Here is a 23,830-nt window from a genome sequence, read left to right as displayed (position 1 = left end):
CATTAGCCAAAATATTGAATCGGCTGATTTATGCGAAGGCTTTTAAATGAATAACTTGGGTTATATCGAAAGATTTAAAAATCTTTTAAATTTGTAAAGTTCGGTAAACAAAATTAATTTTTGCACTGGAGCGAGATAAAATAAAAAAGTCAAAACCAATAAAGATTTACAAGTTTAATAAAATCAGTTTTTAGAAGTTTCACTTAAAAGCTGTTTTCAGGTTACGCACTAATACCGAAGTAATTTCACCAAAAAATAATGTGATTATTTGAAGTAGTGTAATGTTCAATGATTTTGCTTTAAAAACAAAACATCTAGTCTCGTGAAACTAATAGCACTAACTGCAATTGCGTCAAAGCAGAAGACCTTTGGAGTTGAAATTCCAAAAGCTAGTAGTATTACTAAGTTAGGTCTAAAATTTCAGACCTAGTTCATATTTTGATGAATGTGCAGATTTATATTCTGCTGATCTTTCTCAAATTTAAATCCGTTGTTAGAAATAAATATGAAAAGAATTTCGCTCATAGTTGGCATATTAGGTTTTGCGGTTGTTGGTTGCACGAATGGCGCTCAAAATGGCAACGCTGCAACTAATACTACTAACACTGCTACCAATATAAGTGCAGAGAGTCTTGGTACTCCCAATAGAAAATTGCAAACAATCGGCGTTGCGTTGGGTGACTTGGGTAATCCCTTCTATAATGCAGTGCAGAAGGGGGCTGAGACAGAAGCCCAGAAACTTGGGGGTAATATCAGAGTTAATGCGGTTTCCAGTGGCTTTGACTTGAACCAACAAAGCAACCAAATCGAAAATTTCACGGCTGCGAATACTGACCTAATTATCCTCAGCGCTGTTGACAAAAAAGGAGTTAAACCAGTTATTGATCAAGCAAGGCTTGCAGGTAGGGTTGTGATTGCAGTAGATTCAGCCGTTGATGCAGATGTGGATGCAATGATTAGCTCCAACAATACCCAAGCTGGAGAAGTTGCTTGCCAATATATTGCTGATCGCCTCAAAGGTCAAGGTAGTGTAGTCATCCTCAACGGAACTCCGATGGACTCAATCAATCAGCGAGTCAGTGGCTGTGAGAAGTCATTATCCAAATATCCTGATATCAAACTCATCTCTAAAGACCAAAACGCCGAAGGGACAAGGGATGGAGGGCTAAGAGTTATGAGCGATGTGCTTACAACCTTTCCCAAAATTGATGCCGTTTTTGCTACTAACGACCAAAGTGGTGTCGGCGCAGATTTAGCAGCTAGACAAGCAAGACGTAAAGAATTTTTTATTGTTGGGGTTGATGGATCACCAGATGCAACCAAAGCAATGGAAGATAAAGATGGTTTATTTGCTGCAACTGCGGCTCAAAATCCCGCAGGGATGGCTCAAAAAGCGGTTCAGATTGGCAACGATATCATTCAGGGTAAAAAACCTGAGTCATCTGAGATTCTAATTCCAGTCAAGTTGGTTACTAGAGAGAACCTCAGCAGCTATCAAGGCTGGTAATTTATAATTCGTAATTCGTAATTCGTAATTCGTAATTATAAAACACAGAAAAAGGCTTGATACAGGAGGGTTAAAACATTTTACCCTGTTCTTTTAATACATCGTTTTCAAATTTGTGTGAGTAAGAATGACTTGTAGGAGATATATGAATGTGAAAAAGATTGCGTTCACCTCTGGTGTTACGCGAAGCGTAATCGCAGCTAGTCTACTAGGTATCATCAGTGGCAGTCTTATAGGCTGTACAAATAGTTCTCCCGATGACAACACAGCTACTAACACTGATACTAAATCGGCTACGAATATTAGTGCAGAAACTAAAACCGCCACTGGGAATAGAAAGTTGCGATCGGTTGCCTTCACCGTTGGCGATCTAAGTAATCCTTTCTTCGTTGTTATGGGACAAGCAGTTGAGGCAGAAGCTAAGAGAATTGGCGGAAAAGATGTCAATGTTATTATAGCTTCCAGTGCCTATGACCTCAACCAACAAGCCAACCAAATTGAAAATTTTACTGCTGCGAATACTGATATCATTGTTTTGAATGCTGCTGATAAAAGTGGAATTAAGCCGATAGTTGAAAGAGCAAAAAAAGCAGGTGAAATTGTTATTGCCGTAGACACAGGTGCAGAGGGAGGCGTGGATGCCACCATCACAACTAATAATGTCCAAGCTGGAGAAGTTAGTTGCAAATATATTGCTGACCGCCTTAAAGGTAAAGGCAATGTAGTAATAGTTAACGGGCCACCAGTGGACTCAGTAATTCAGCGAGTTAGTGGCTGCGAAAATGTATTATCCAAATATCCCAATATCAAAATCCTCTCTAAAAACCAGAATGCAGATGGTAGCCGAGATGGAGGACTGAGAGTTATGACTGATTTGCTCACAACCTTTCCGAAGATTGATGCTGTTTTTGCCATTAACGATCCGAGTGGACTTGGCGCAGAACTAGCGGCTAACCAAGCACAACGTAAAGATTTCTTTATTGTAGGGGTTGATGGTGCGCCAGAAGCAATAACTGCGATCGCCAATAAAAATGGTTTATATGCAGCAACTGCTACTCAAAATCCGCGAGGGATGGCCCAAAAAGCAGTTCAAGTTGGGAATGACATTTTAAATGGTAAGAAACCTGCTAATCCAACCATTCTGATTCCAGTTAAGTTAATCACAAAAGATAACGTCAGCACAGAAAAAGGCTGGGAGTAATAAAAATTGTGAATTTGCAATTGAAAATTATGTCTTTTGATATAACTCCTTTGGCGAATTTGTAAAGTTTTTGCACACACCTAGAATGTCCGACAGTTTTCATTTAAATTAATACCAAACCTCATCTTTATGCCTGTCTTTTATTTAATAGAAAAATGGGTTTAGAAAGAGGTTAAAACTCTGCTGCACCGAATCGAGAACCGCTATGTATGTGCATCAGCGGAAAGTCTGAGTGTGCATTTATAGCACTTAGACTTTCCCAACAATCTTTATAAACTAACGTTAACAACAAAGGATGAAAATATCTCTTTTCCACTCCTAGTCAGCTTTTAGAACATGATTTTGCGATCAATCAAATATGAATTTATTAATTTCTAATTGAGGTTCGCGAATTTTAAATTTTTTTACAGGTTTTGCTCATGACCACCAATATTGAAACCTCACGTTCTGATACACCAACTAGCACCCCAGTGTTAGAAATGCAAGGGATTACAAAACGATTTCATGGTGTATCTGCGCTCCAGAATGTTAATCTCACCATTTATCCCGGAGAAGTTCACGCCCTGATGGGTGAAAACGGAGCAGGTAAAAGCACATTGATGAAAATCCTGGCTGGGGCTTACATTGCCGATGAAGGAGAAATTCGCATCAATGGTCAACCCCTGAAAATTACCGATCCGGCGACAGCACGCAAGGCGGGTATTAACCTCATTTATCAAGAACTGAACGTTGCACCGAATTTAACCGTTACCGAAAATATGTTTATGGGTAGCGAGTTGCGGCGAGGTCAGCTTTTAGACCGCAAAGCGATGCAACTGGAAGCAGAGGAAGTGTTGGAAAGCCTTGGAGCTAATTTTACCGGGCAGACTATAGTTGGTACTTTGTCCATTGCCGAACAGCAGCAAGTGGAAATTGCCAGGGCGCTGAAAGATAAAAGCCGCGTTTTGGTGATGGATGAACCAACAGCAGCCCTATCTGACCGCGAGAGCGACCATTTATTTGAGGTAATTCGCAAACTACGGCGTGATGGCATTGCCATTATTTACATCAGCCATCGCATGGAAGAAATTTATGCCTTAGCTGACCGAATTAGTGTGTTGCGTGATGGTCAATATATTGGCAGTCTGACACGCAGTGAAATTTCTCCCCAGCGATTAGTGCAGATGATGGTCGGTCGCTCCATGCAAGACTTTTACGAACATCAACGGCAAATGCATCCTGGCCCAGTGGTGCTGTCAGTCAGAAATATGAGCGACGCCCGCAAGAAGATTGAGCCGGCTAGTTTTGAACTTCATGCTGGAGAAATACTGGGTTTAGCGGGGTTGGTTGGCGCAGGACGTACAGAACTATCCCGGCTGATTTTTGGTGCTGACCGCAAAGCCAGTGGTGAAGTATTCTTGAATGGCAAAAAACTGGAAATTAATAGCCCCAGTGATGCGATCGCGGCGGGAATTGGCTACGTCCCAGAAGACCGCAAAGACCAAGGTTTATTTCTGGAGATGAGCGCCCGCAAGAATATTGCCATCAACACACTCAAGCAGGATGCAAAGGCTGGAATTGTTAACTGGCCTTCAGTGAATCGCCTGTCAACAGACGCAGTGGAAAACTTTAATATCCGCCTAGCCAATTTGGAAATTAGAGCATTGGATCTTTCTGGTGGTAATCAACAGAAGCTACTGTTAGCGCGTTGGTTAGCCATTAAACCGAGAGTGTTGATGTTAGATGAGCCAACACGCGGCGTAGATATCGGTGCTAAAAGTGAAATTTACCGAATTATGAGCGAATTAGCAGCACAAGGTGTTGCTATTTTAATGGTTTCCAGCGAACTAGCGGAGATTGTCGGCATGAGCGATCGCGTCTTGGTGATGCGAGAAGGACAGCTCGTAGGTGAACTGGATGGCAGTCTTGGCAAAGAAATCACCCAAGAAAAGATTATGCACTACGCAACTGGAGCATCGGAGGTATTAGCATCATGAGTCAAACAGTCAGACCACCTATTAATAAATCAGCCAATAATTCCGCAGCTCGCAACCGGAAATCAATCAGCACTCTGTTAGAAGTTGCGGGTATTCTGCCAATCCTAGTAATTATCTGCATCTTATTTGCATTCCTTTCTCCCAACTTCCTCACCGGCGGTAACATCATTAATATCTTGCGTCAGTCATCAATTAATATTGTGCTGGCGACAGGAATGACCTTTGTAATTCTCACCGGCGGTATTGACCTTTCGGTTGGGTCAATATTGGCTGTTTCTGCGGTAGTTGCCCTGCTGGTATCGCTACTACCGGCTTTAAGTTGGGCGGCTGTACCTGCTGCGTTGTTGGCAGGATTGCTCTTAGGCTTACTCAACGGCGCTCTCATCACCTTTTTGGATGTGCCACCTTTTATTGTCACCTTGGGTTCACTTACAGCCTTGCGGGGTGTGGGTTTCTTGATTGCCAAGGGGACAACGTTAATTAACCGGGACATAAATTTTGCTTGGGTGGGTAATAGTTATGTCGGCCCCCTGCCGTGGCTAGTGATAATTGCGTTACTGACTGTGATAGCTAGCTGGTTTATCCTGCGGCAAACTGTTTTAGGAGTGCAGATATATGCCGTTGGTGGTAACGAGCGGGCAGCCAGATTAACAGGGATTAAAGTTAATCGGGTGTTGCTATTCGTCTATGGTATTAGCGGATTACTGGCAGGCTTAGGAGGAATCATGAGCGCCAGCCGTCTTTATAGTGCCAGTGGCGTATTGGGTCAGGGTTATGAATTAGATGCGATCGCAGCTGTTATTCTAGGTGGAACCAGCTTTACAGGTGGTATTGGTACTATTGGCGGCACACTTCTAGGTGCATTAATCATTGCGATTCTCAACAACGGTTTAACCTTGTTGAACCTATCTTACTTCTGGCAACTAGTCGTCAAAGGACTAGTAATTATTTTGGCAGTAACGATCGATCGGTTACGCAGACGTTCTAGACGTTGAAAAAGAGGCAGGGGAGCATGGGAGCAGAGGAGCAGGGGAGCCGTTGCAGTAAGTCTTTCCCCTCTGCCCCTCTGCCCCTCTTCCCCTCTGCCCCTCCGCCCCCATGCCCCATGCCCCATGCCCAATATATAAACTATGTCATCCACTACTATTCGTCGTAAATCCAGCACATTTTATGTAATTTTAATTGCTGGTGCTGCTGCCCTCGGCGGTTTTCTGTTCGGTTTTGATACTGCCGTAATTAACGGTGCAGTTGGAGCTATTGCTAAAGACTTTAACGCCAACAGCGTACAGATTGGTCTTGCCGTATCCCTGGCATTGTTGGGTTCTGCGATAGGAGCCATTTATGCAGGCAAGATTGCAGACCGTTATGGTCGAGTCAAGGCAATGGTAGCATCTTCAGTGTTGTTTACCGTCAGTGCCATTGGTTCCGGGCTGCCCTTTGGAATTTGGGACTTTACCTTTTGGCGCGTAGTCGGTGGCATTGCAGTCGGTGCTGCTAGCGTTATTGCCCCAGCTTACATTGCAGAATGTTCTCCCACTCATTTACGCGGAAGACTAGGATCTCTGCAACAATTAGCGATCGTAGTTGGGATTTTCATTGCATTGATATGCGACTACTTTATTGCTGTGTCCGCAGGTTCAGCCGAATCGCCGTTTTTGTTTGGTATTGCGGCTTGGCGCTGGATGTTTTGGACAGAAATTCCTCCAGCCGTGCTTTACGGAATGTCTGCTTTAATGATTCCTGAATCTCCTCGATACTTGGTTGCTCAAGGACGAGAACCAGAAGCTGCTAACGTTCTGACCAAGATTTTGGGGGGTGACGTGCTGCCAAAAATCGAAGAAATTCGGCAGACAGTGCTTCGAGAACGTCAGCCTAAGTTTTCTGACCTCTTAAGCAGAAGTGGTGGACTCCTCCCAATTGTTTGGATAGGAATAGGCTTATCTGTATTACAGCAATTTGTTGGGATTAATGTAATCTTCTACTACAGCAGTGTTTTGTGGCGGGCCGTTGGGTTTTCCGAAAAAGATTCCCTATCAATTACGGTGATTACAGGAGCCGTCAACATTATTACAACATTGATTGCGATCGCCTTCGTAGATAAATTTGGTCGCAAGCCCTTACTTATAGTAGGGTCGATTGGCATGACCTTTACTTTGGGGACGATGGCTTATCTTTTTGGCAATGCTCCCCTAGATGCTGCTGGAAACCCCAATCTCACCGGAAGCGCCGGGACTATGGCTCTCATCGCAGCCAACCTCTATGTATTTTGCTTCGGCTTCTCCTGGGGGCCAGTAGTTTGGGTGCTGTTGGGAGAAATGTTTAATAACAAAATTCGAGGCGCTGCACTTTCAGTTGCTGCTGCCATGCAATGGGTTGCAAATTTCGTGATTTCCACAACATTTCCTCCCATACTGCAATATTTCGGTCTAGGTTCTGCCTATGGACTTTATACAATTGCAGCAGCTACCTCATTCTTTTTCATTCTCTTTTTTATCAAAGAAACCAAAGGAATTGAGTTAGAACACATGTAATTTGTAGCCTCATCAAGTCTGATTTTGTCAGTTTAAGAAAGTTCGTAGTAAGCACTTTAGTGCTTCGATAATAGCTTGAGCCAGCCACTACGAACTTATCAAAATTAGTTTGGTGAACTAAATACAAACCCTCGCTTCAGCCAATCAATAAAAAGATGGAAACTATCAATACGGCTCTTTGTTCTTCTGGTTTATCTGGCATGGTATTTCATGCGCCGTTTATTGATTTGCATCCCGGATTTAAATTAGCCGGTTCTTGGGAAAGAAGCAAAAAGCTGATACAACAAGATTATCCTCATGTCAAAAGCTATCCTTCTTTGGAAGCATTGCTAGCAGATGATCAAGTAATCTTGGTGGTGGTAAATACACCCACTTATACCCATTACGATTATACTAAACAGGCATTGCTTGCAGACAAACATGTAGTGGTAGAAAAAGCATTCACCACAACGGTAGCAGAAGCCAAACACCTGAACGAATTGGCACAAAAACAGGGAAAACAATTATCTGTATATCACAATCGGAGGTGGGATAGTGATTTTAAAACAGTTAAAAAAATTGTCCAAGAAGGCTTATTAGGTGATATTGTTGAAGCAGAATTTCAACTTCAAAAATATAAACCAACCCTGAGCCATAAACAACATGTAGAAGTTCCAAGTCCGGGGGCAGGAACATTAAACAACTTAGGGCCGCACTTAATAGACCAAGCTTTGCATTTATTTGGGATGCCTGATGCTGTTTTTGCAGACATCCGTATAACTAGGCTGCGATCGCAGGTAGATGATTATTTCGAGTTAATACTATACTACGACAAACTGCGCGTCAAATTAAAAGCAAGTTTCCTTGTGCGTGAGCCTGCACCTGGTTATATCATACATGGCACTAAAGGTTCTTTTCTCAAAAGCAGAGCCGATAAACAAGAAGAGTATTTAGTAGCGGGTATGAAGCCTAATACACTTGATTGGTATACAGAGCCGGAAAGTGAAGATGGCTTGCTTCATACAGAAAAAGACACAAAAGTAATTCGGGAAAAAGTTAAAAGCTCACAGGGCAGTTATTTAGGTTATTACGATGCAGTGTATAAATCCATTGTTAATAATCAGCCAATTGCTGTTACCGCCGAAGATGGAATTAATGTAATGCAAATTATAGAAGCGGCTATTAAAAGCAGCAATGAGCAGAAAGTCATAGCGTTGCTTTAAGCGACCTAAAACTAAACTCAAAATATGTAACTTTAATGCTGATTAGCTCATAACCTCGAACCAAAGCTTCGAGTGTAATCTCTTTGGTTACAAAGTCAGAATTCAACCATCTTCAACTAATAAGTCAATGATCAAAACTCTTTTTTATAGCTTTTTTCTTCTATTTTTGGCAATTCCAGCAGTTTGGGCAGCACCTCCAGAAGATGATTCTAATAGAAATTTGCAGGGACAAGTCACCTCAGTTTCCCAGTTTTCTGATGTACAACCAACCGATTGGGCATTTGGTGCATTGCAATCATTGGTGGAACGCTACGGTTGTATTGCAGGTTATCCCAATTCCACCTATCGCGGTAATCGTGCCTTAAGCCGTTATGAGTTTGCCGCAGGTTTAAATGCTTGTTTAGATCGGGTTAATGAGTTAATTGCCACAGCTACTAGCGATTTAGTTAATAAGCAAGACTTGGCAGTGCTACAAAAGTTGCAGTCAGACTTTGCGGCAGAATTGGCAACTCTGCGTGGGCGAGTGGATACCCTAGAAGCACGGACAGCAACACTGGAGGCGCAGCAGTTTTCTACCACTACTAGGTTGAATGCTCAAATTATTACCGCCATTAGTGATACCTTTGGTAATAGAGTCGGTGGCGAAGATGATGAATCCAATCTCTATTTTGCAAATCGGGGTCGTCTCAACTTAGAAAGTAGCTTCACCGGCAAAGATTTATTGCGAGTCAGGCTGGAGTTTGGCAACTTTGCAAGTTCCAATGGTGCAAGCCAAATTGCCGCAGCTACAGGTACGGGAATGACACGCCTGAATTTCGACAATGACAGCAACAATACACTGATAATTCCCCACATTCGTTACTACTTCCCAGTTAGCGATTCCCTTTCCTTCGTCGTCGGCCCTACAGGCATTGGCTACAACGACATCACAGATAACGTGACTCCTGCCACAATCGCCGATGATGGTAACGGAATTCCCTCACTATTTGGCAAAAACAGTCCCCTCTTCGAGCGGGGTGGCGGTGGTGCAGCCGCTAACTTGAATATCAGCAAAAACTTAGTTCTCACCTTGGGCTATTTAGCGAATAATCCCAACGTTCCATCAGCGCAAAATGGGTTATTTGATGGCGGCTACAACGCCCTTGCACATTTGGTATATTACGGCAAGCAAGGATCTATTGGTGTCGCTTACTCTCATGGCTATACCCCTGCTGGTTCTGTAGATATCACCGCCGGTAGGGGCAGTGCTTTATCAGGCGCTCCCTTTGGAAACACCATTGCTACTTCCAATAGCATTGTTGGCGCACAGGGATACTATCGCTTTTCCCCAAATTTCCAGATTCACTCTTGGGGTGGATATATCTGGTCAACTGCCAAAAACTCAGGTTTGAGTGATATTTCCAATGGCAGAGGTGGAACAGATTCTCTCTTCGTGAACAATGGTGACAATGCCAATGCCTGGTTTGGGGCAATTGGTATGTCGTTTCCTGATGTGGGCGGTAAGGGAAACTTGCCGGGAATTCTCTTTGGTATACCGCCGCGTGTCTCTAACAGTGATGTTCGTCAAGATAGAGACAACGCTTATCATATCGAAGCATTCTATCGTTACCGACTAAATGACAACATCTCAGTAACTCCTGGTTTTTGGGTGATTTTCAACCCGGAAAACGACAGCAGAAATGATACGCAGTATGTGGGTGTGCTTCGCACAACCTTCGATTTTTAACTGGATGTGAATGGTTTGCTTGAGTAACAGAGTGCTGAATACTCAGCACTCTTTAGGGACTTCCAGTGAAAAAACAAATAATTATTCTTCTATCACTACCAAATTCCACAGCGCATCAATTCCACTGCCTACATATTTTGAATCCTGGTGTTGTGAAATCCATTCGGCAACAGTAGCAGTAACATTGCTGGAGTTTTTGCCCAATTTGCCTAATGCTTGAGCAGCAGAGATACGCACAATCTCACTCTCATCTTTGAGTAAACCCAGCAGTGCTTCAACTACCTGTGGTGAGGTGTTGTCCAACTTGCCCAATGCAGAAGCAGCAGAGATACGCACAATCTCACTCTCATCTTTGAGTAAACCCAGCAGTGCTTCAACTACCTGTGGCGAGGCGTTGCCCAACTTGCCCAATGCATCAACAGCAGAGTAACGCACTATCTCACTCTCATCTTTGAGTAAACCCAGCAGTGCTTCAACTACCTGTGGCGAGGCGTTGCCCAACTTGCCCAATGCATCAACAGCAGAGTAACGCACTATCTCACTCTCATCTTTGAGTAAACCCAGCAGTGCTTCAACTACCTGTGGCGAGGCGTTGCCCAACTTGCCCAATGCAGAAGCAGCAGAGTTATGCACATCATCAGTCTCATCTTTGAGTAAAGCCAGCAGTGCTTCAACTACCTGTGGCGAGGCGTTGCCCAACTTGCCCAATGCAGAAGCAGCAGAGTTACGCACATCATCAGTCTCATCTTTGAGTAAAGCCAGCAGTGCTTCAACTACCTGTGGCGAGGCGTTGCCCAACCTGCCCAATGCAGAAGCAGCAGAGTTACGCACATCATCAGTCTCATCTTTGAGTAAAGCCAGCAGTGCTTCAACTACCTGTGGCGAGGCGTTGCCCAACTGGCCCAATGCAGAAGCAGCAGAGTTACGCACATCATCAGTCTCATCTTTGAGTAAAGCTAGCAGTGCTTCAACTACCTGTGGCAAGGCGTTGCCCAAGTTAGGCAATGCTTCAGCAGCAGAGTAACGCACTATCTGATTCTTATCTTTGAGTAAAGCTAGCAGTGCTTCAACTACCTGTGGTGAGGCGTTGCCCAACTTGCCCAATACTTGAGCAGCAAAGTAACGCACAATATGACTCTTATCTTTGAGTAAAGCCAGCAGTGCTTCAACTACCTGTGGCGGAGCGTTGCCCAACTTGCCCAATACTTCAGCAGCAAAGTAACGCATATTCTCATTCTCATCTTTGAGTAAAGCCAGCAGTGCTTCAACTACCTGTGGCGAGGCATTGCCCAACTTGCCCAATACTTGAGCAGCAGAGCTACGCACACTCTGACTCTCATCTTTGAGTAAAACCAGCAGTTCTGCCAATACTTCCTGTTGTTCACCTAAAGCTGCCCGATATTCTCGCAGTCGCTCTTTATCTATCAAATCTGCTGATGCTTTCAACAGTTGTAGTGCTTGAGCTTGAAACTGGGTTTCATTTAAATTGCAAAGAATTTGAAAAACTTGTGATTTAACTTTCTTACCTACTAAGCGATAATTGCTAACTTCAAGCTCAACTAATTTCTGCAAAATATCTGTAATCAATTTGCCATCAGATAATTTTAAATCTTCTGCTAAACAAGTCCCTGCAAATAAAAGATTGCGGTGCAGCCATTCTTCATAAAGAGCCTCTTGTTGCAGAATTGCTTCAATAATTCTTTTCGAGTTATTTTGATTTTGTTGAGCTATTAACAGCAACAACACCTCTCGCCAGTGGGAATTGTGTAGATAATCTCGAATGTGATCTAGTACTTCGTTAAAGTCTCCTGATTGGCGATCGCGTATTTCTTCACCTGCCAAATATTCCTGAAATGTCTTATGCACAAACCCATATCTATCTTGACCTTGTTCGTTTAATAAACCACAGCGTTCTGTAATATGGTCAACTAAGCGTTTTGCTTCCTCTTGAGCTTGATGTTTTTGAACTTGATAAGTACAATCACTAATATATTGGCTTAATTGCGTAATTAACTCATCTCTATCAATCAGCGTACCGCCTTCTTTATCGCCACTTTCCCCTTGAGAATGAATCCAGTAAGCTAGGCGTTGCATCAATGTTTTGATATCGTCCAATTGAATATAATTCAGCTTCCAAGACTCAATACCCTTGTTTACATCCCAGTTAATCAATAGTGTATCAACTGCCTGTTCATAGAGTTTATGTCGCTGTCTAGGCAAATGTGCATCATAGCGATGAATCAAAGCAATAATTGTCAGCAATAAAGGATTGCGTGCTAATAATTTGATGCGTTCTTGTGTTGCTAATGCTTTTTTTAAGCTTTCTTGACGCTCTTGTGCTTTTTCTGGGTTGTTTGGCAGTCTGCTGTTGTACCACTGCTGAATAAATAAATCAATTTGACTATCATCAAATTTTTCTAGCTGATAATGAGGGAATTCATCTGTACCAAAAAATCCTCGATTATAACCTGCTGGACGCGAAGTTATAATTGCCCGATTTTGAGAATATTGTCCGAGAAAACTCTGAATTATCTTTACGAATTCATGGCGATCGCTTGGTTTAGCGATTTCATCTAAGCCATCAAGTAAAATTAACGCTCTCCCATCGTCTAACCAATGTTCAAAGAAACCTTTGGGCAATTCTTTAACATGAATACTATTGGCAAAATTGCGTACATATTCTAAAAGATTTTTCGTTGAAGCTTTGCCTAAGTCTCTAATTCTAATCAAAATTGGCAGTAACTCTAAGTCTGCTGATAAACCGAGTTTTTCAGTCTGCTGTTCAGCCAGCATCACAGCAAAGTAACTCATCAAAGTTGTTTTACCAATTCCTGGTTCTCCCAACACAACAAATTTATTGCGTGTATTTTCTTTCAGCAGTTCTTTGGCTGAGAATTTCTTGCCACTACTTTGTTGTTTCCAAAGTAAATTTTGCTGGAGTTGCTGGTTGGCTGTCTCTTCTAAAGCCAAATCTCGATTCAATTTTAAACCGATGCTTTCTCTAACTTCCAACTGCTCAACTACATTAGGCATCACAAAAATTTGTGGTAGTTTAGCAAATTTTTCTTCTTCTTTTGTTTTTACCTTTATCCCGACAAATTCAACACCATCAAAATAGCCTAATAGTTGTTTAAGATAATCTGATTTAGCAATTTGAAACTTTAAATATGTATTGGTGTGTTCAAAATAAGCATCTACAAACTTTTTCAGCCAATGTTCAATACTTTTATCGCTAAACTCTAAGTTTGGCTTTTCTGATTTGATTTTGTGGAATGTTTTAATTAAAACTTGTAGATTTGGGGTTGTTTTCTCTGTAAAAGGCTTTTGTAATTCTTCTTGAACTCCTGTATCTTTGAAAAATTGCTCTAGAAGTTCTCTAGTTTGTTTGTCGTCACAATGATAGAACAAATGCTGTTGATAAGATTGCTCACTATCCCATTCCTCAGCAGATTTGGCACCTGCTTTTAAAGCTTTTTCTAAGTCTGTAGGATTTAATGCACTATTAATTTTTTTAGCAATTTCTGGAGCTACTATTTTTAGTCCTGGGGCAACAATAGCTAATAAATCTACACTCATATTGCTTGGTATATATAGTTTACATACATACTACACGTTTATTAGCTTTGTAAAAAATCTTGTTCCCTCCCCTTGGAAAGGTACGGTGTACACACATCTTTCTAGATAACCAAAATCGTCGTAGATCCCCCTAAATCCCCCTTAAGAAGGGGGACTTTGAGAGCTTTTTGCCTCCCAATTTATCGGGGGTTGGGGGGATCAAAAGTCTGTGGCACAACTCTAGAAGAGTTGTGTGTACACCGTAGCCTTGGAAAGGGGAGGGTTAGGGTGGGGTAAAACTGACGCGAAAAACCAAGTGAGTAAGCTATTCCTGGCGATGCCTACGGCTGGCTGCGCGTACTCATTTGTTATTTCGGCGTATTTTAGCTAATAGGCGCTACTTCTGCATATTCCGTTTCATTTGCTCTAACTCATCCTGAGTTTCCCAGCTACGGAACTTCTCTTCTAAGTCATCAAAACCACCAGAAGAACTACTAGTTTTATTCGACCAGCCAATGGTTTCAAAACGCTGCTGGGTTTGCGCTTTTGCACGGGCTGTCTGTGCTTCGGCCGCTTTAGCTTGCACTTCTTGTCGCCGCAACTGAATTTTTTGCAGTAGTTCCTGAGATTGGTTAATGCGTTCTTTCAGCCCTTGCATGTGTCCCCAGCGCTGATTTCCTTCGCGCAACAGGGCTGCTTCTCGCTCACCCGCCGCCGCCGCCAAATCCTCTCTATTGGCGTTTTTGGCTTTTTGAATGCGGATATGCCAACGCTGAATTTCTTGAGCGGTGGAGAGAATTTCTTCTTCTGATCGCTTCTCTTGTAATTTTAAATCTGCGATCAGCTTTAATGTATCTTCTTCTTGCTCACGCAGCTGTTCTAGCAGCGCCTCTAACTCCAAATGTGGATTGTTACGCAAGAATTCTTCTAAACGGTTTTCTAGAAACCGACTCAAATCATCAAATAAGCCCACTGCTAGAACTCCAGAGATCGGGTGCGTGACTATTTTATTGTAGTAGTCAGGTGGACTTCTGGGTGTTAGTTAGATTTCAAAGTTGGGAAGAATGTATTTGGTGAAACTACGCAAATAACCCTGACTTACAAAATAAGGCTTTAATCAGTATGAGTTCTGATTTTCAACCGCCACCTAAGAGCTTGTCCATACTAGCTTCTGTAGGAGGAGTGCTTACCGCTGCGATCGCGATCGCAATTTTAACTGTTTGGTCTAAGCAACTTCCTAAAACTTCTGTAGACCAAACTGCCTCACAGCAGTTGGTACAACCAGATAAAATCCAAAGCCCTATCTCTACTCAAGAAGTTGAAATAATTGCCAGCCTTGATGCTAAATCTGTAGTGTTGCCAGGTCAACCCATTCCTAAAAATCAACTCACGATCGCCATAATTCCATACATTGCTCCTGGAGTTGGAAAGCTGACTCCAGGGGAAACGACAACTGCTCGTCAGGCTTGGTCATACTTCCAGCGTAACTGGAACGATGAAACTGGCTTGGTCAATTCCGTTGATGGCTTTGCCTCTGTCAGTATGTGGGATCAGACAGCAGCGATCGCAGCCTTGGTCAGTGCTAGAGAACTCAATATCGTGCCTGCGGCTGAATTTGAAGCCAAAATGACCAAAATGTTGAAAACTCTGGCATCAATGCCTTTATACAAAGGGGAACTACCCAACAAGGTTTACAATGCTAAAACTCTCGTCCCTGTTAACTATGGTCAACTAGAAAAACGGGAAGAAATTGGTTGGTCAGCCATCGATTTGGGCAGGATGGCAATTTGGCTGAAGATTGTTGGGGCAAAGTATCCAGAAATGCGATCGCAAACAGAAGAAGTTTGGAAACATTGGCAAGTCAAGCGTCTGACCAAAAGAGGACAAATGTATGGTACTGCCGTTATCAAAGGTAAAGAACAGTACAACCAAGAAGGTCGCTTGGGTTATGAGAATTATGCTGCTTATGGTCTGAAGCTTTGGGGCTTGGATGTTAATAAAGCCTTAGATTATCAGTCCAATGCTGCCTTTGTCGATCTTTACGGACAGGGAATTCCTTACGATCAACGTGACTATAAAAACTCTGGTGCTAATAACTACGTTCTTAGCGAGCCTTATATCTTAGATGGTATTGAAACTGGATTTCAAGCTTTGCCTAAAGCTTATGCCGATCGGATTTTAGCTGCTCAAGCCGCGCGTTATGAAGCCACAAAACAATTAACCGCCGTCACCGAAGATAACTTAGATCGCCCGCCATACTTCGTTTACAGCAGCCTATTTGTCAACGGAAAACCTTGGGCAACTATTACAGATACCAGAGAACAGCATAACAATTTGCGATTCCTTAGTGCCAAAGCTGCGATCGGCTGGCATGTACTTTATAACACTGATTATACTCGCCAGCTATTTGATTTCGTTCAAGGCAACCTTCAGTCTAAAGAAGGTTGGTACAACGGTTTTTATGAGTCTCTGCGTCAGCCAAATAAAACTCTTACCGCCAATAATAACGGTGTTATTTTGGAGAGTCTACTGTATAAGAAAGTTGGGCAACCACTTACCGTTTGGGCAGGAGTCAAGAGTCATAAGTCAACAGAGAAGGCTATCAGAAAACCGTAAGTTATACCATTTCACGAAAATCTTGATACATATAGATTTTTCGTAGGGGTAAAGCACTGCTCATTGGTGTCAACTTAACGCGAAACCTCACGTCCGCCAGGGATTGTAAATCCCTGTCTCATAGTTAAAGTCCTCTGAAGAGGACTAAAGAGCGCGAAAATTTTCGCAATTAGTCAGGGAATTATATTCTCACGCAAAAAAGCAAAGACGCAAAGTTATGTCTTGGCGTCTTTGCTTTTTTATCAAAAATTATTCTCAGATTTACTTGTTAGGCTGAGGAGTCATCCGCAGATAGGGTTTGATTTCCTCGTAGCCTTTGGGGAATTTCTCTTTGAGTACTTCTGGATCTTTGAGTGAAGGGACAATTACACAATCGTCTCCATCTTTCCAGTCAGCTGGTGTCGCCACGCTGTAATTATCAGTCAATTGCAGAGAATCAATCACCCGCAAAATTTCATCAAAGTTGCGTCCTGTACTGGGGGGATATGTAAAACTCAGGCGGAGTTTCTTATTAGGGTCAATCACGAAAACCGATCGCACTGTCACCGCCGCATTCGCATTCGGGTGGATCATGTCGTAAAGGTCAGAAACCTTGCGATCGGCATCTGCCAAAATTGGGTAGTTAAGGGTGGTGCTTTGAGTTTCTTCAATGTCTCCCACCCAGCCTTTGTGGGATTCAACGTCATCAACGCTGAGTGCGATCGCTTTGACATTGCGCTTGTCAAATTCTGGTTTGAGCTTGGCAACTGTGCCGAGTTCTGTTGTACAAACAGGTGTAAAATCAGCAGGGTGAGAGAACAGCACAACCCAGCTGTCACCTGCCCATTGGTAAAAATCGATGTCGCCGTGTGTTGAGGCTTGCGTAAAGTTGGGTACTGTGTCACCTAGACGGAGAGCCATGTGAGATTCCCTGTAGTTAAGAAAGGCATATATATTCTAGTATGCCATCATGACATAAAACCCCGATTTCCCAATCGGACTATAGCAGTTTGAAACAAAATTTTAGGTTGTCAGCACTCTTGGATAAAGGACGAAACAGAGGTAAAGTTTATTGACTAAAGTACATATATATGCTTTAGTTAGTGTGTTTTCCCTACAAGTTTTTCTTTACCGCAAATCTACATATTGACCTAAATCCTTATCCCTGATAATTTGTCCCATTTTCTGATACTCTCGACGCAGCGCTCGAATTAAATGTACCATCTCAATTACTCCCCCATCATCTGCTGCTAGAAAAGCTGCTGTCAGCGCAATATAGCGAATATTAGCCCCTGTAATCTCAAAATTTTGTGCCAATAATTCTAAATCAAGATTGTGGCTACAGGGGGCGTTTTTTGGGAAAATTCTCTGCCAAATTAGGTGACGATTCTTTGTATCTGGTAATGTAAACTCGATAATAAATCGGAGTCGCCGCTCAAAAGCTTCGTCAATATTGCTACGGAGATTTGTAGTTAAAATTGCAATACCTTCATACTCTTCCATTTTTTGCAACAGATAACCTACTTCGATATTGGCGTAGCGATCGCGGGCATCTTGCACCTCAGAACGTTTGCCAAATAAGGCATCAGCTTCATCGAAAAAAAGAATGGCATTAGAATTGGTTGCAGCAGTAAAAATGCGATTGAGATTTTTTTCTGTCTCGCCGATGTATTTACTAACTATTTGAGACAAATCAATTTTGTAAAGGTCTAGTTGCAGTTGATGGGCAATCACCTCTGCTGCCATAGTTTTACCTGTACCGGAAGAACCAGAAAACAGAACATTTAGACCTTTTCCTAAAGATAATTTATCTGCAAAACCCCATTTTTGATGTACTAAATCTCGGTATTCTGCTTCTTTGCAAATATCTTGTAGTTGTGTGATTTGGTTGGGGTGCAATACAATATCATCCCAAGTATATTTTGGTTCGATTTTACGGGCGAGGCTAGCTAAATCGTGACCTGATTGAGCGCGAGCTGCACTACATAAGTTTAAAAATGACGGTAGTGATTTTTCTTTAGTTGAGTCAATTTGTTGCCAACGGGCGGTATTATGGGCAGTAGCGACAGCATCGGCAATTTGGTCTGGGGTTAGCAAAAAGCGATCGCACAATACATCTAACTCTCTATCTTCAAGAGTTATATGGGCTGCTTTGAGGTGAATTTGCCAACATTCTCGGCGTTGACTAGGCTCAAGAACTTTAAAAGGAACTGTAATTAACCCGGTTGCACCCATAGCTGTGGGTATCCAATTTTGTACCCCTGCGAGGATGGTAATACCCCAATTGTTCTCTTCTAGTTCTCTGAGGAAGGATTGATAGAGAATTTGATTTTCCGGTAGGTAAAGAATATCAAGGTTATCCAGATACAGCAAACGGTGAAAAAACCAGGCTTCTCGCCATAAAAGTTGCAGTTTTTCCTCAAAGGTAGCTTTATCCTCTACCATTCGTGCTAAGTCGGCGATTAACAAGGGAACATCAAGGCTTTTGGCGAGGATTTGGGCGGTGCGGCGTTTACCCGTGCTATCAGTTCCTTGAAAATAGAGCAGTAGGGGTTGTTGTTTTTGCCAGTCTTCTCTCAACAAGGCTTCTAATGCTGTTTGTACATCTGCCTTGAGATATAAAGTATCGAAATATATTGTTGGTTCTAGTAGTTGACAACAAGAAGTGAGTCGAGAATCTAACCCCGATTGATGCAATAGCAACCTCACCACTTGGGAGTCGAGTATTAGACGATGAGAAAGAAGTGTAGATTGCTGCTGATGAGATTCTGGGCAGAGATGGAGCAGACGGTGGTAAATTAGGGGTGAGTTAGTAGTGAAATGCTTACGTCGTGATAGCTTTTCAGAAACGCTAGAACAGAGCAAGTTTAAGACCATATCTACTGTAGGTCTTTTGTTGCTCATATCATCTTGGAGATAAGTATAAACCTTTTCATATTGACGATCTAATTCTGGTGCTAGGGAAATAGCTAATATATCTAGGTCAAAATCAGATAAACTAAAAGTCTTTTGCAACCATGCTAAAAGCGAATCTGATCGAATTTTAATAGACAGTTGCTCTAATGATATTTCGGTTTTTTGCAACCATGACACTTCTATTTCTTCCTCCGCTTTCTCATGAGAAATAGCTTGTTTGATAAGCCAATCTAATCGTTCTAGGAGAGGTTGTAAGCCATTTAAATCTGCACTTATCTCTAGTTCTTGGGTGATGGGTTTGGTAAATATATGCGCTCCTGCTATTGTTGAATTCACTGGATATTCCTTGGGTGATATATGACAATAGACCAGAGTTTCTTAGCTATGGCTACGTCCGCCGCAGGCATCGCACTTTTTCTATTTTACAAATCAGGCGATCGCATATAGGGTGTATTCGCGTTAGTATATTGTACGAAATATCAGACTTGGCAGTGCGTTACCCTAACGCTACAAGAGTGATCGCATTATGGTATGTAGTTGAGTGCATCTTCTGGCTGGTTAAATGCTGGAATTGTATTGTGTGGGAAGAGACGACTTAACTGGTTGTTAATTGTTGTATTCCGCATTCCACCATACGCCAAATAGACAGCTGCTAGACCCCTTGGAACATTGCGACCGTGCATCAATGCAGTCCAAACTTCTGCTACTACTTCTGCCGGATTGGCTTGAGCATAGTTCCACTTCCCTTTATAATTCTGCGCTGCTAAGGCATTGAGTATCTGTTGATTGACATTGGCAATTTTGAACATTTCTGGCTGGATGTTTGCTGCTGCCGCTGTTGCTGCCGCATTATCTACTGTTGCTGCCTGAAACTTACTCATATCATTAAAAGCGTGCAGCATATGTCCCATTTCATGAATCACTGTTGCTTTTTGCCAACGCTCGTTTCTGTTCACCGCATTTCTGTTACCCCTGCCGCCACGTTTTGATTCACGTCCTGCCATTGATGTATCTCGGTCATTCGGGTCGACTTGGGCAAACTTTCCAAAACGGAAAAGAATTCGCAGGGTAGGGCCACCAACACCATTGGCGATGTAGCAAGCTTGCTGACGGACACCACCTGTTGCCTTTGATATAATTATTATTACGCGTGCTGGCATAGCTGCGAGTCCGCCCATATACTTCTCTATTATGGTGTCTAATCCTGCGTTTATATTGGCTATCAAAGGATTATACTCATCGGGAGTAAGGGTTTCATACGGTGCAAATAAAGCTCGATTTGGTGCTTGATTGGGTGCTGGTTGAGTAACTTGATATGTTATTGGAAGATTCATACCATTAACGAGTTTAAGCGATCCACCTACCGTTTCATATATATGCTCCTGATTCTGAGTAATTTCATTATCTAGAGCATTCCAAAGTGGTGTCTGGTCAGGGCGAGCTGCGCCCAATACTTGCATAGCTTCTGTAGTTTGCATTTCAATTGGTGTAGTTACAGCTGCCGTGCAATTTGGTCCAGTTTTTGAAAAGCTTAATTCATATTGATGTGTTGTAGGATTCACACTCATTGTGCGGTCAATAGTAAACTCATCATCATGTAGCGGTTGCCATGCTCCAGCAGCACCACGATCTCGATATTCATATACCTGAGTTCCGATCAGTTGCCACACTCCCTTCGTTAAATTTTGAATTCCTCCATAGGTGAAGGATGGGGCATATCCTGCACCACTATGTGTATCTGTTCCACTACCACTTTGCATTGAACCTGCTACCTTGGTGAGGAGATTCCCTGTTAGCACCATACCAGGAACCGTTGGGGCAACAATTGGATAGCTCGGTATATCTATTGCTGGATTATGATCAAAGGTAACGTGTTCCCGCATTTCAACATCATCTAAATCAGTCAGGTCGCCCGTACTACTTTGCCAAGTTTTGGTTGTGCTAATTTTGCACGCATTATTATCTTCCTGGACTCCTGTTACACCGAAGTTTTGTGGGATCGCTTCGTTTTTCCTCTGTATGATGTTGTTCTGGGAACCCAAATCTAAGTATCGCTGCACCGCACCCCCATTCTGCTGCACCACATGAGTCAACTCATGGGCAATCAATTCCTGTCCCCCTCTACTCCCTGGCTGATATTCTCCCTGGCGAAAGAACAAATCCTTTCCTGTGGTAAACGCCTTCGCCTGAATTGATTGATTTAACTGGTCAGCCTGAACATCCGTATGCACCCTAACTCCACTAAAATCTGTTCCCATCGCTTGCCCCATTGACTGTTGCAGGCTGGCATCCAAAGGCTGTCCACTTCCCCTAGTACTATTAATCGCAGATTCCAAATCCCTTGATGCTTCACCCTCAGCAATAGCTTCTCGGCGCTGCACCATCTCTGGTAACTGCTTTAGTTGCAATTCTTCTTCATCTGTTTGCTGACGTTGTAAAGTATTAGGTTGTATTTGCGCTGAATCTTCCTTTGGCAGTGCATTCGTTTGTGGTGTGTTAATCTGCTGCACTACATCCTTGGCTACCCGATCCGCTTCTTGCTCATACTTATCCCCCGCTTCCCCTATTGTCAGCTTCGCCTGTATCGGTGCAGCTACTTGCCCAGAATTACCCCAAAGCTGCGCGGATATCCCTTGAAATTCAGGAACCCACGAGGTTTGCTTACCCGCTAAAATCTCTCGCGTTGACCTTGAACCGATCGCACTCTCTAACTCCTGTCTCTCATCCCCACTCACACTATTTGGGTCTTGTTGTACTCTCTGCACAACTGAAGACAATGATCCATAACTAGGACTAGAGGCAATCTCTTTATTTATTGGCGTTGATGGCAGTGAGGGTGCAACTTTTTGAAATATTGGTTTTCGGTACATAGTTAATCTCCGGCATTCGATTAGGGATTGCAATAAAAAATACTGCTGATATATACTTAAGTGTTTATGTAACTTATAAATTTTGCGTATTTATTGTATATGGTATTAATAGCCTAAATTATTACATTCTTATTTCACAACACTGAGAAAATTCCAACTCAATTATTATCGTCGCAGAAACATTTTGCAACGTCAAATTCCTTATTTTAAATTGAATCAATCGATTTTAGCAGATTTTTCTGAAATTACAGTTTTTGCAAATATTACTAATAGTTACAATATTCTTGACAATGTTTCATGTATATTTTATTCATAAAGCTAGTAACTGGTTGTATTATTTTGAACTAGCAGTTATTTTCTTCCATAAGCTTTCAAAATGAGCAGTGTCATAAAACAAACATTGTTTAGATTATGTTAGATGGTCTAGACACTACTTTAGAATTGCTACTGAAGCGAGAACTTCCACCTGATGTTCCTTCTGGAGACACGGAAGTTTTTATCAGTTTTGTTACGCCTTATCAAGGAGCAATTAAACAAAAGCCAGCGATTAATTTATTTCTTTATGATGTGCAGGAGAATCTGGAGTTACGGAGTAGTGCTTGGTCAGTGGAACGCCAAACTAATGGCAAAGCAATTAGAAAACGTCCCCCAGCTAGGGTAGATTGTTCATATCTAATTACTGCTTGGCCACAAAATGAAGAGGATGTCCAGACAGAACATCAACTTTTAGGAGCAGTGATGAAAGTGTTGCTGCGACATCGAAAACTTCCTGAACCCTTGATTGCAGATAACTTGGAAGGACAAGAACTTCCTTTAAGACTAATTAGTTTACGTCCCAGTAACTTACAAAGTTTTGGGGAATTTTGGCAAGCAATGGGGGGGAAAGAAGGAACTAGACCCAAGGTTGTTTTGCATTGTACTGTCACCATCTCCGTTCCTGTGGATGAAGCAGGAGAAGAAGCGGGACTGGTGGGAGTTCATCAACCAAACTCTTAGTTTCAGGAGTAGCGATGCTCGAACTATCTATAGTTAACCAACAAATAGCGATCGCAGGTAAAGTTTTGCAAGGAGAAACGCAAAAGAATATTTCTGGTGCAATAGTTACAATTATTGAGATGCCAGAAAAATTCCGGGCTATTTTATCTCTAAAAGCACTGCAATTCGGTTCGCAATGGGAAAAAATGTCCGAGCGACCTGACCGCAAAATTACCAGCAATGATGGTTATTTTTACTTTACTAATTTACCCCCCGGCGAATATCTTTTAGAAGCATCGTTACCTACCAGCCCAACTCGATACAACAAAGCTAGGAAAGAAGTTCAAGTATCTTCCCCTATCAATGGCAAAATTACCGCGACGATGGTAGATATTGTGCTTTCACCCACGGGAATTAAAGGAAAAATTACTGATGCAGACGATTCAAAAAAGTTGATTACAAATGCCAAAGTACAGATTCAAAATAGTGGAGATAGTACCATTAGTGACCAACAAGGTAATTATCGCTTAATCGGATTAGAATCGCCAAAATCAGGTCAGCGTAACATCACCATGATTGTCTCTGCGACAGGTTATCAACAAGTTTCTCAGTCACTCAATATTCAGCGTGGGCAAGTAATTGCAGAGCAGAATTTTGCTCTAAAACCCAAATAAATACTCAATTTTTTTTAGGATAAGTAAATAGGCAAAATAATCAACTATATGAGGAAAAACAAACTAAGCTAAAACTCTTATACCTATTGCCTATTCCCTATT

The 23,830-nt window shown here is 42.3% G+C and carries 15 protein-coding genes; 10 read left to right on the top strand and 5 right to left on the bottom strand.

The window, feature by feature from the left end; genetic code table 11:
• Positions 1-505: 505 nt before the first annotated feature.
• From ACWATR_RS26375 to ACWATR_RS26345, 7 genes are all read left to right on the top strand, one after another.
• Entirely contained in the window at positions 506-1,507 is a 1,002-nt protein-coding gene (locus ACWATR_RS26375) for an ABC transporter substrate-binding protein (protein ID WP_460338833.1), read from the top strand.
• A gap of 145 nt (positions 1,508-1,652) precedes the next feature.
• Positions 1,653-2,708, top strand: a complete 1,056-nt coding sequence (locus ACWATR_RS26370; protein ID WP_460338830.1) for an ABC transporter substrate-binding protein — start codon at positions 1,653-1,655, stop codon at positions 2,706-2,708.
• 419 nt (positions 2,709-3,127) lie between these two features.
• Positions 3,128-4,684: a sugar ABC transporter ATP-binding protein gene (locus ACWATR_RS26365; protein WP_460338828.1), complete on the top strand. Its 1,557-nt coding sequence runs from the start codon at positions 3,128-3,130 to the stop codon at positions 4,682-4,684.
• Positions 4,681-5,679 carry an ABC transporter permease subunit gene (locus ACWATR_RS26360; RefSeq protein WP_460338826.1) on the top strand — a complete coding sequence of 333 codons (999 nt, stop codon included), beginning with the start codon at positions 4,681-4,683 and terminating at the stop codon, positions 5,677-5,679. Before ACWATR_RS26365 ends, ACWATR_RS26360 begins: the two co-directional genes overlap by 4 nt.
• A 135-nt stretch (positions 5,680-5,814) precedes the next feature.
• A complete protein-coding gene (locus tag ACWATR_RS26355; protein WP_460338824.1) occupies positions 5,815-7,215 on the top strand; it encodes a sugar porter family MFS transporter in 1,401 nt (466 codons plus the stop codon).
• A 155-nt stretch (positions 7,216-7,370) separates the two neighbouring features.
• Complete coding sequence (locus ACWATR_RS26350) at positions 7,371-8,417, top strand: Gfo/Idh/MocA family oxidoreductase (RefSeq protein ID WP_460338822.1); 1,047 nt, start codon at positions 7,371-7,373, stop codon at positions 8,415-8,417.
• A 127-nt stretch (positions 8,418-8,544) separates the two neighbouring features.
• Entirely contained in the window at positions 8,545-10,143 is a 1,599-nt protein-coding gene (locus tag ACWATR_RS26345) for an iron uptake porin (RefSeq protein ID WP_460338820.1), read from the top strand.
• 81 nt (positions 10,144-10,224) lie between these two features.
• Here the strand turns inward: ACWATR_RS26345 and ACWATR_RS26340 are convergent, their stop codons facing one another.
• Positions 10,225-13,719 carry a HEAT repeat domain-containing protein gene (locus tag ACWATR_RS26340; protein WP_460338818.1) on the bottom strand — a complete coding sequence of 1,165 codons (3,495 nt, stop codon included), beginning with the start codon at positions 13,717-13,719 and terminating at the stop codon, positions 10,225-10,227.
• A 376-nt stretch (positions 13,720-14,095) separates the two neighbouring features.
• Positions 14,096-14,671, bottom strand: coding sequence for a TIGR04376 family protein (locus tag ACWATR_RS26335; protein ID WP_460338816.1), 576 nt, complete (start codon positions 14,669-14,671; stop codon positions 14,096-14,098).
• A gap of 149 nt (positions 14,672-14,820) precedes the next feature.
• Here ACWATR_RS26335 and ACWATR_RS26330 point away from each other — a divergent pair, with 149 nt between their 5' ends.
• Positions 14,821-16,314, top strand: coding sequence for a DUF3131 domain-containing protein (locus ACWATR_RS26330; RefSeq protein WP_460338814.1), 1,494 nt, complete (start codon positions 14,821-14,823; stop codon positions 16,312-16,314).
• A gap of 261 nt (positions 16,315-16,575) precedes the next feature.
• Here ACWATR_RS26330 and ACWATR_RS26325 read toward each other — a convergent pair whose 3' ends face one another.
• The 3 genes from ACWATR_RS26325 to ACWATR_RS26315 all read right to left on the bottom strand — a co-directional run bounded on the left by ACWATR_RS26325 (position 16,576) and on the right by ACWATR_RS26315 (position 22,079).
• On the bottom strand, positions 16,576-17,214 hold the full coding sequence (locus ACWATR_RS26325) for a peroxiredoxin (protein ID WP_069069333.1): 639 nt from the start codon (positions 17,212-17,214) through the stop codon (positions 16,576-16,578).
• 207 nt (positions 17,215-17,421) lie between these two features.
• Positions 17,422-19,545, bottom strand: coding sequence for an ATP-binding protein (locus ACWATR_RS26320; RefSeq protein WP_460338811.1), 2,124 nt, complete (start codon positions 19,543-19,545; stop codon positions 17,422-17,424).
• A 188-nt stretch (positions 19,546-19,733) separates the two neighbouring features.
• Positions 19,734-22,079 carry an eCIS core domain-containing protein gene (locus ACWATR_RS26315; protein WP_460338809.1) on the bottom strand — a complete coding sequence of 782 codons (2,346 nt, stop codon included), beginning with the start codon at positions 22,077-22,079 and terminating at the stop codon, positions 19,734-19,736.
• A 411-nt stretch (positions 22,080-22,490) separates the two neighbouring features.
• Between ACWATR_RS26315 and ACWATR_RS26310 the strand changes: the two genes are divergently transcribed.
• Together ACWATR_RS26310 and ACWATR_RS26305 are read left to right on the top strand one after the other, a co-directional pair.
• Positions 22,491-23,075, top strand: coding sequence for a Pvc16 family protein (locus tag ACWATR_RS26310; protein WP_460338807.1), 585 nt, complete (start codon positions 22,491-22,493; stop codon positions 23,073-23,075).
• Positions 23,076-23,089: 14 nt separating this feature from the next.
• Complete coding sequence (locus ACWATR_RS26305; RefSeq protein ID WP_460338805.1) at positions 23,090-23,728, top strand: carboxypeptidase regulatory-like domain-containing protein; 639 nt, start codon at positions 23,090-23,092, stop codon at positions 23,726-23,728.
• Positions 23,729-23,830: the final 102 nt, after the last annotated feature.

The sequence above is a fragment of the Nostoc sp. UIC 10890 genome, from assembly GCF_054786515.1.
The sequence above is the reverse complement of the archived record's forward strand: the minus strand, read 5'-3'. Positions and strand labels throughout refer to the sequence as shown.

Excerpts from the sequence above, each read along its gene's own strand:
- ACWATR_RS26375 (WP_460338833.1), top strand. The coding sequence starts at position 506 with ATGAAAAGAATTTCGCTCATAGTTGGCATATTAGGTTTTGCGGTTGTT.
- ACWATR_RS26370 (WP_460338830.1), top strand. The coding sequence starts at position 1,653 with ATGAATGTGAAAAAGATTGCGTTCACCTCTGGTGTTACGCGAAGCGTA.
- ACWATR_RS26365 (WP_460338828.1), top strand. The coding sequence starts at position 3,128 with ATGACCACCAATATTGAAACCTCACGTTCTGATACACCAACTAGCACC.
- ACWATR_RS26360 (WP_460338826.1), top strand. The coding sequence starts at position 4,681 with ATGAGTCAAACAGTCAGACCACCTATTAATAAATCAGCCAATAATTCC.
- ACWATR_RS26355 (WP_460338824.1), top strand. The coding sequence starts at position 5,815 with ATGTCATCCACTACTATTCGTCGTAAATCCAGCACATTTTATGTAATT.
- ACWATR_RS26350 (WP_460338822.1), top strand. The coding sequence starts at position 7,371 with ATGGAAACTATCAATACGGCTCTTTGTTCTTCTGGTTTATCTGGCATG.
- ACWATR_RS26345 (WP_460338820.1), top strand. The coding sequence starts at position 8,545 with ATGATCAAAACTCTTTTTTATAGCTTTTTTCTTCTATTTTTGGCAATT.
- ACWATR_RS26340 (WP_460338818.1), bottom strand. The coding sequence starts at position 13,719 with ATGAGTGTAGATTTATTAGCTATTGTTGCCCCAGGACTAAAAATAGTA.
- ACWATR_RS26330 (WP_460338814.1), top strand. The coding sequence starts at position 14,821 with ATGAGTTCTGATTTTCAACCGCCACCTAAGAGCTTGTCCATACTAGCT.
- ACWATR_RS26325 (WP_069069333.1), bottom strand. The coding sequence starts at position 17,214 with ATGGCTCTCCGTCTAGGTGACACAGTACCCAACTTTACGCAAGCCTCA.
- ACWATR_RS26315 (WP_460338809.1), bottom strand. The coding sequence starts at position 22,079 with ATGTACCGAAAACCAATATTTCAAAAAGTTGCACCCTCACTGCCATCA.
- ACWATR_RS26310 (WP_460338807.1), top strand. The coding sequence starts at position 22,491 with ATGTTAGATGGTCTAGACACTACTTTAGAATTGCTACTGAAGCGAGAA.
- ACWATR_RS26305 (WP_460338805.1), top strand. The coding sequence starts at position 23,090 with ATGCTCGAACTATCTATAGTTAACCAACAAATAGCGATCGCAGGTAAA.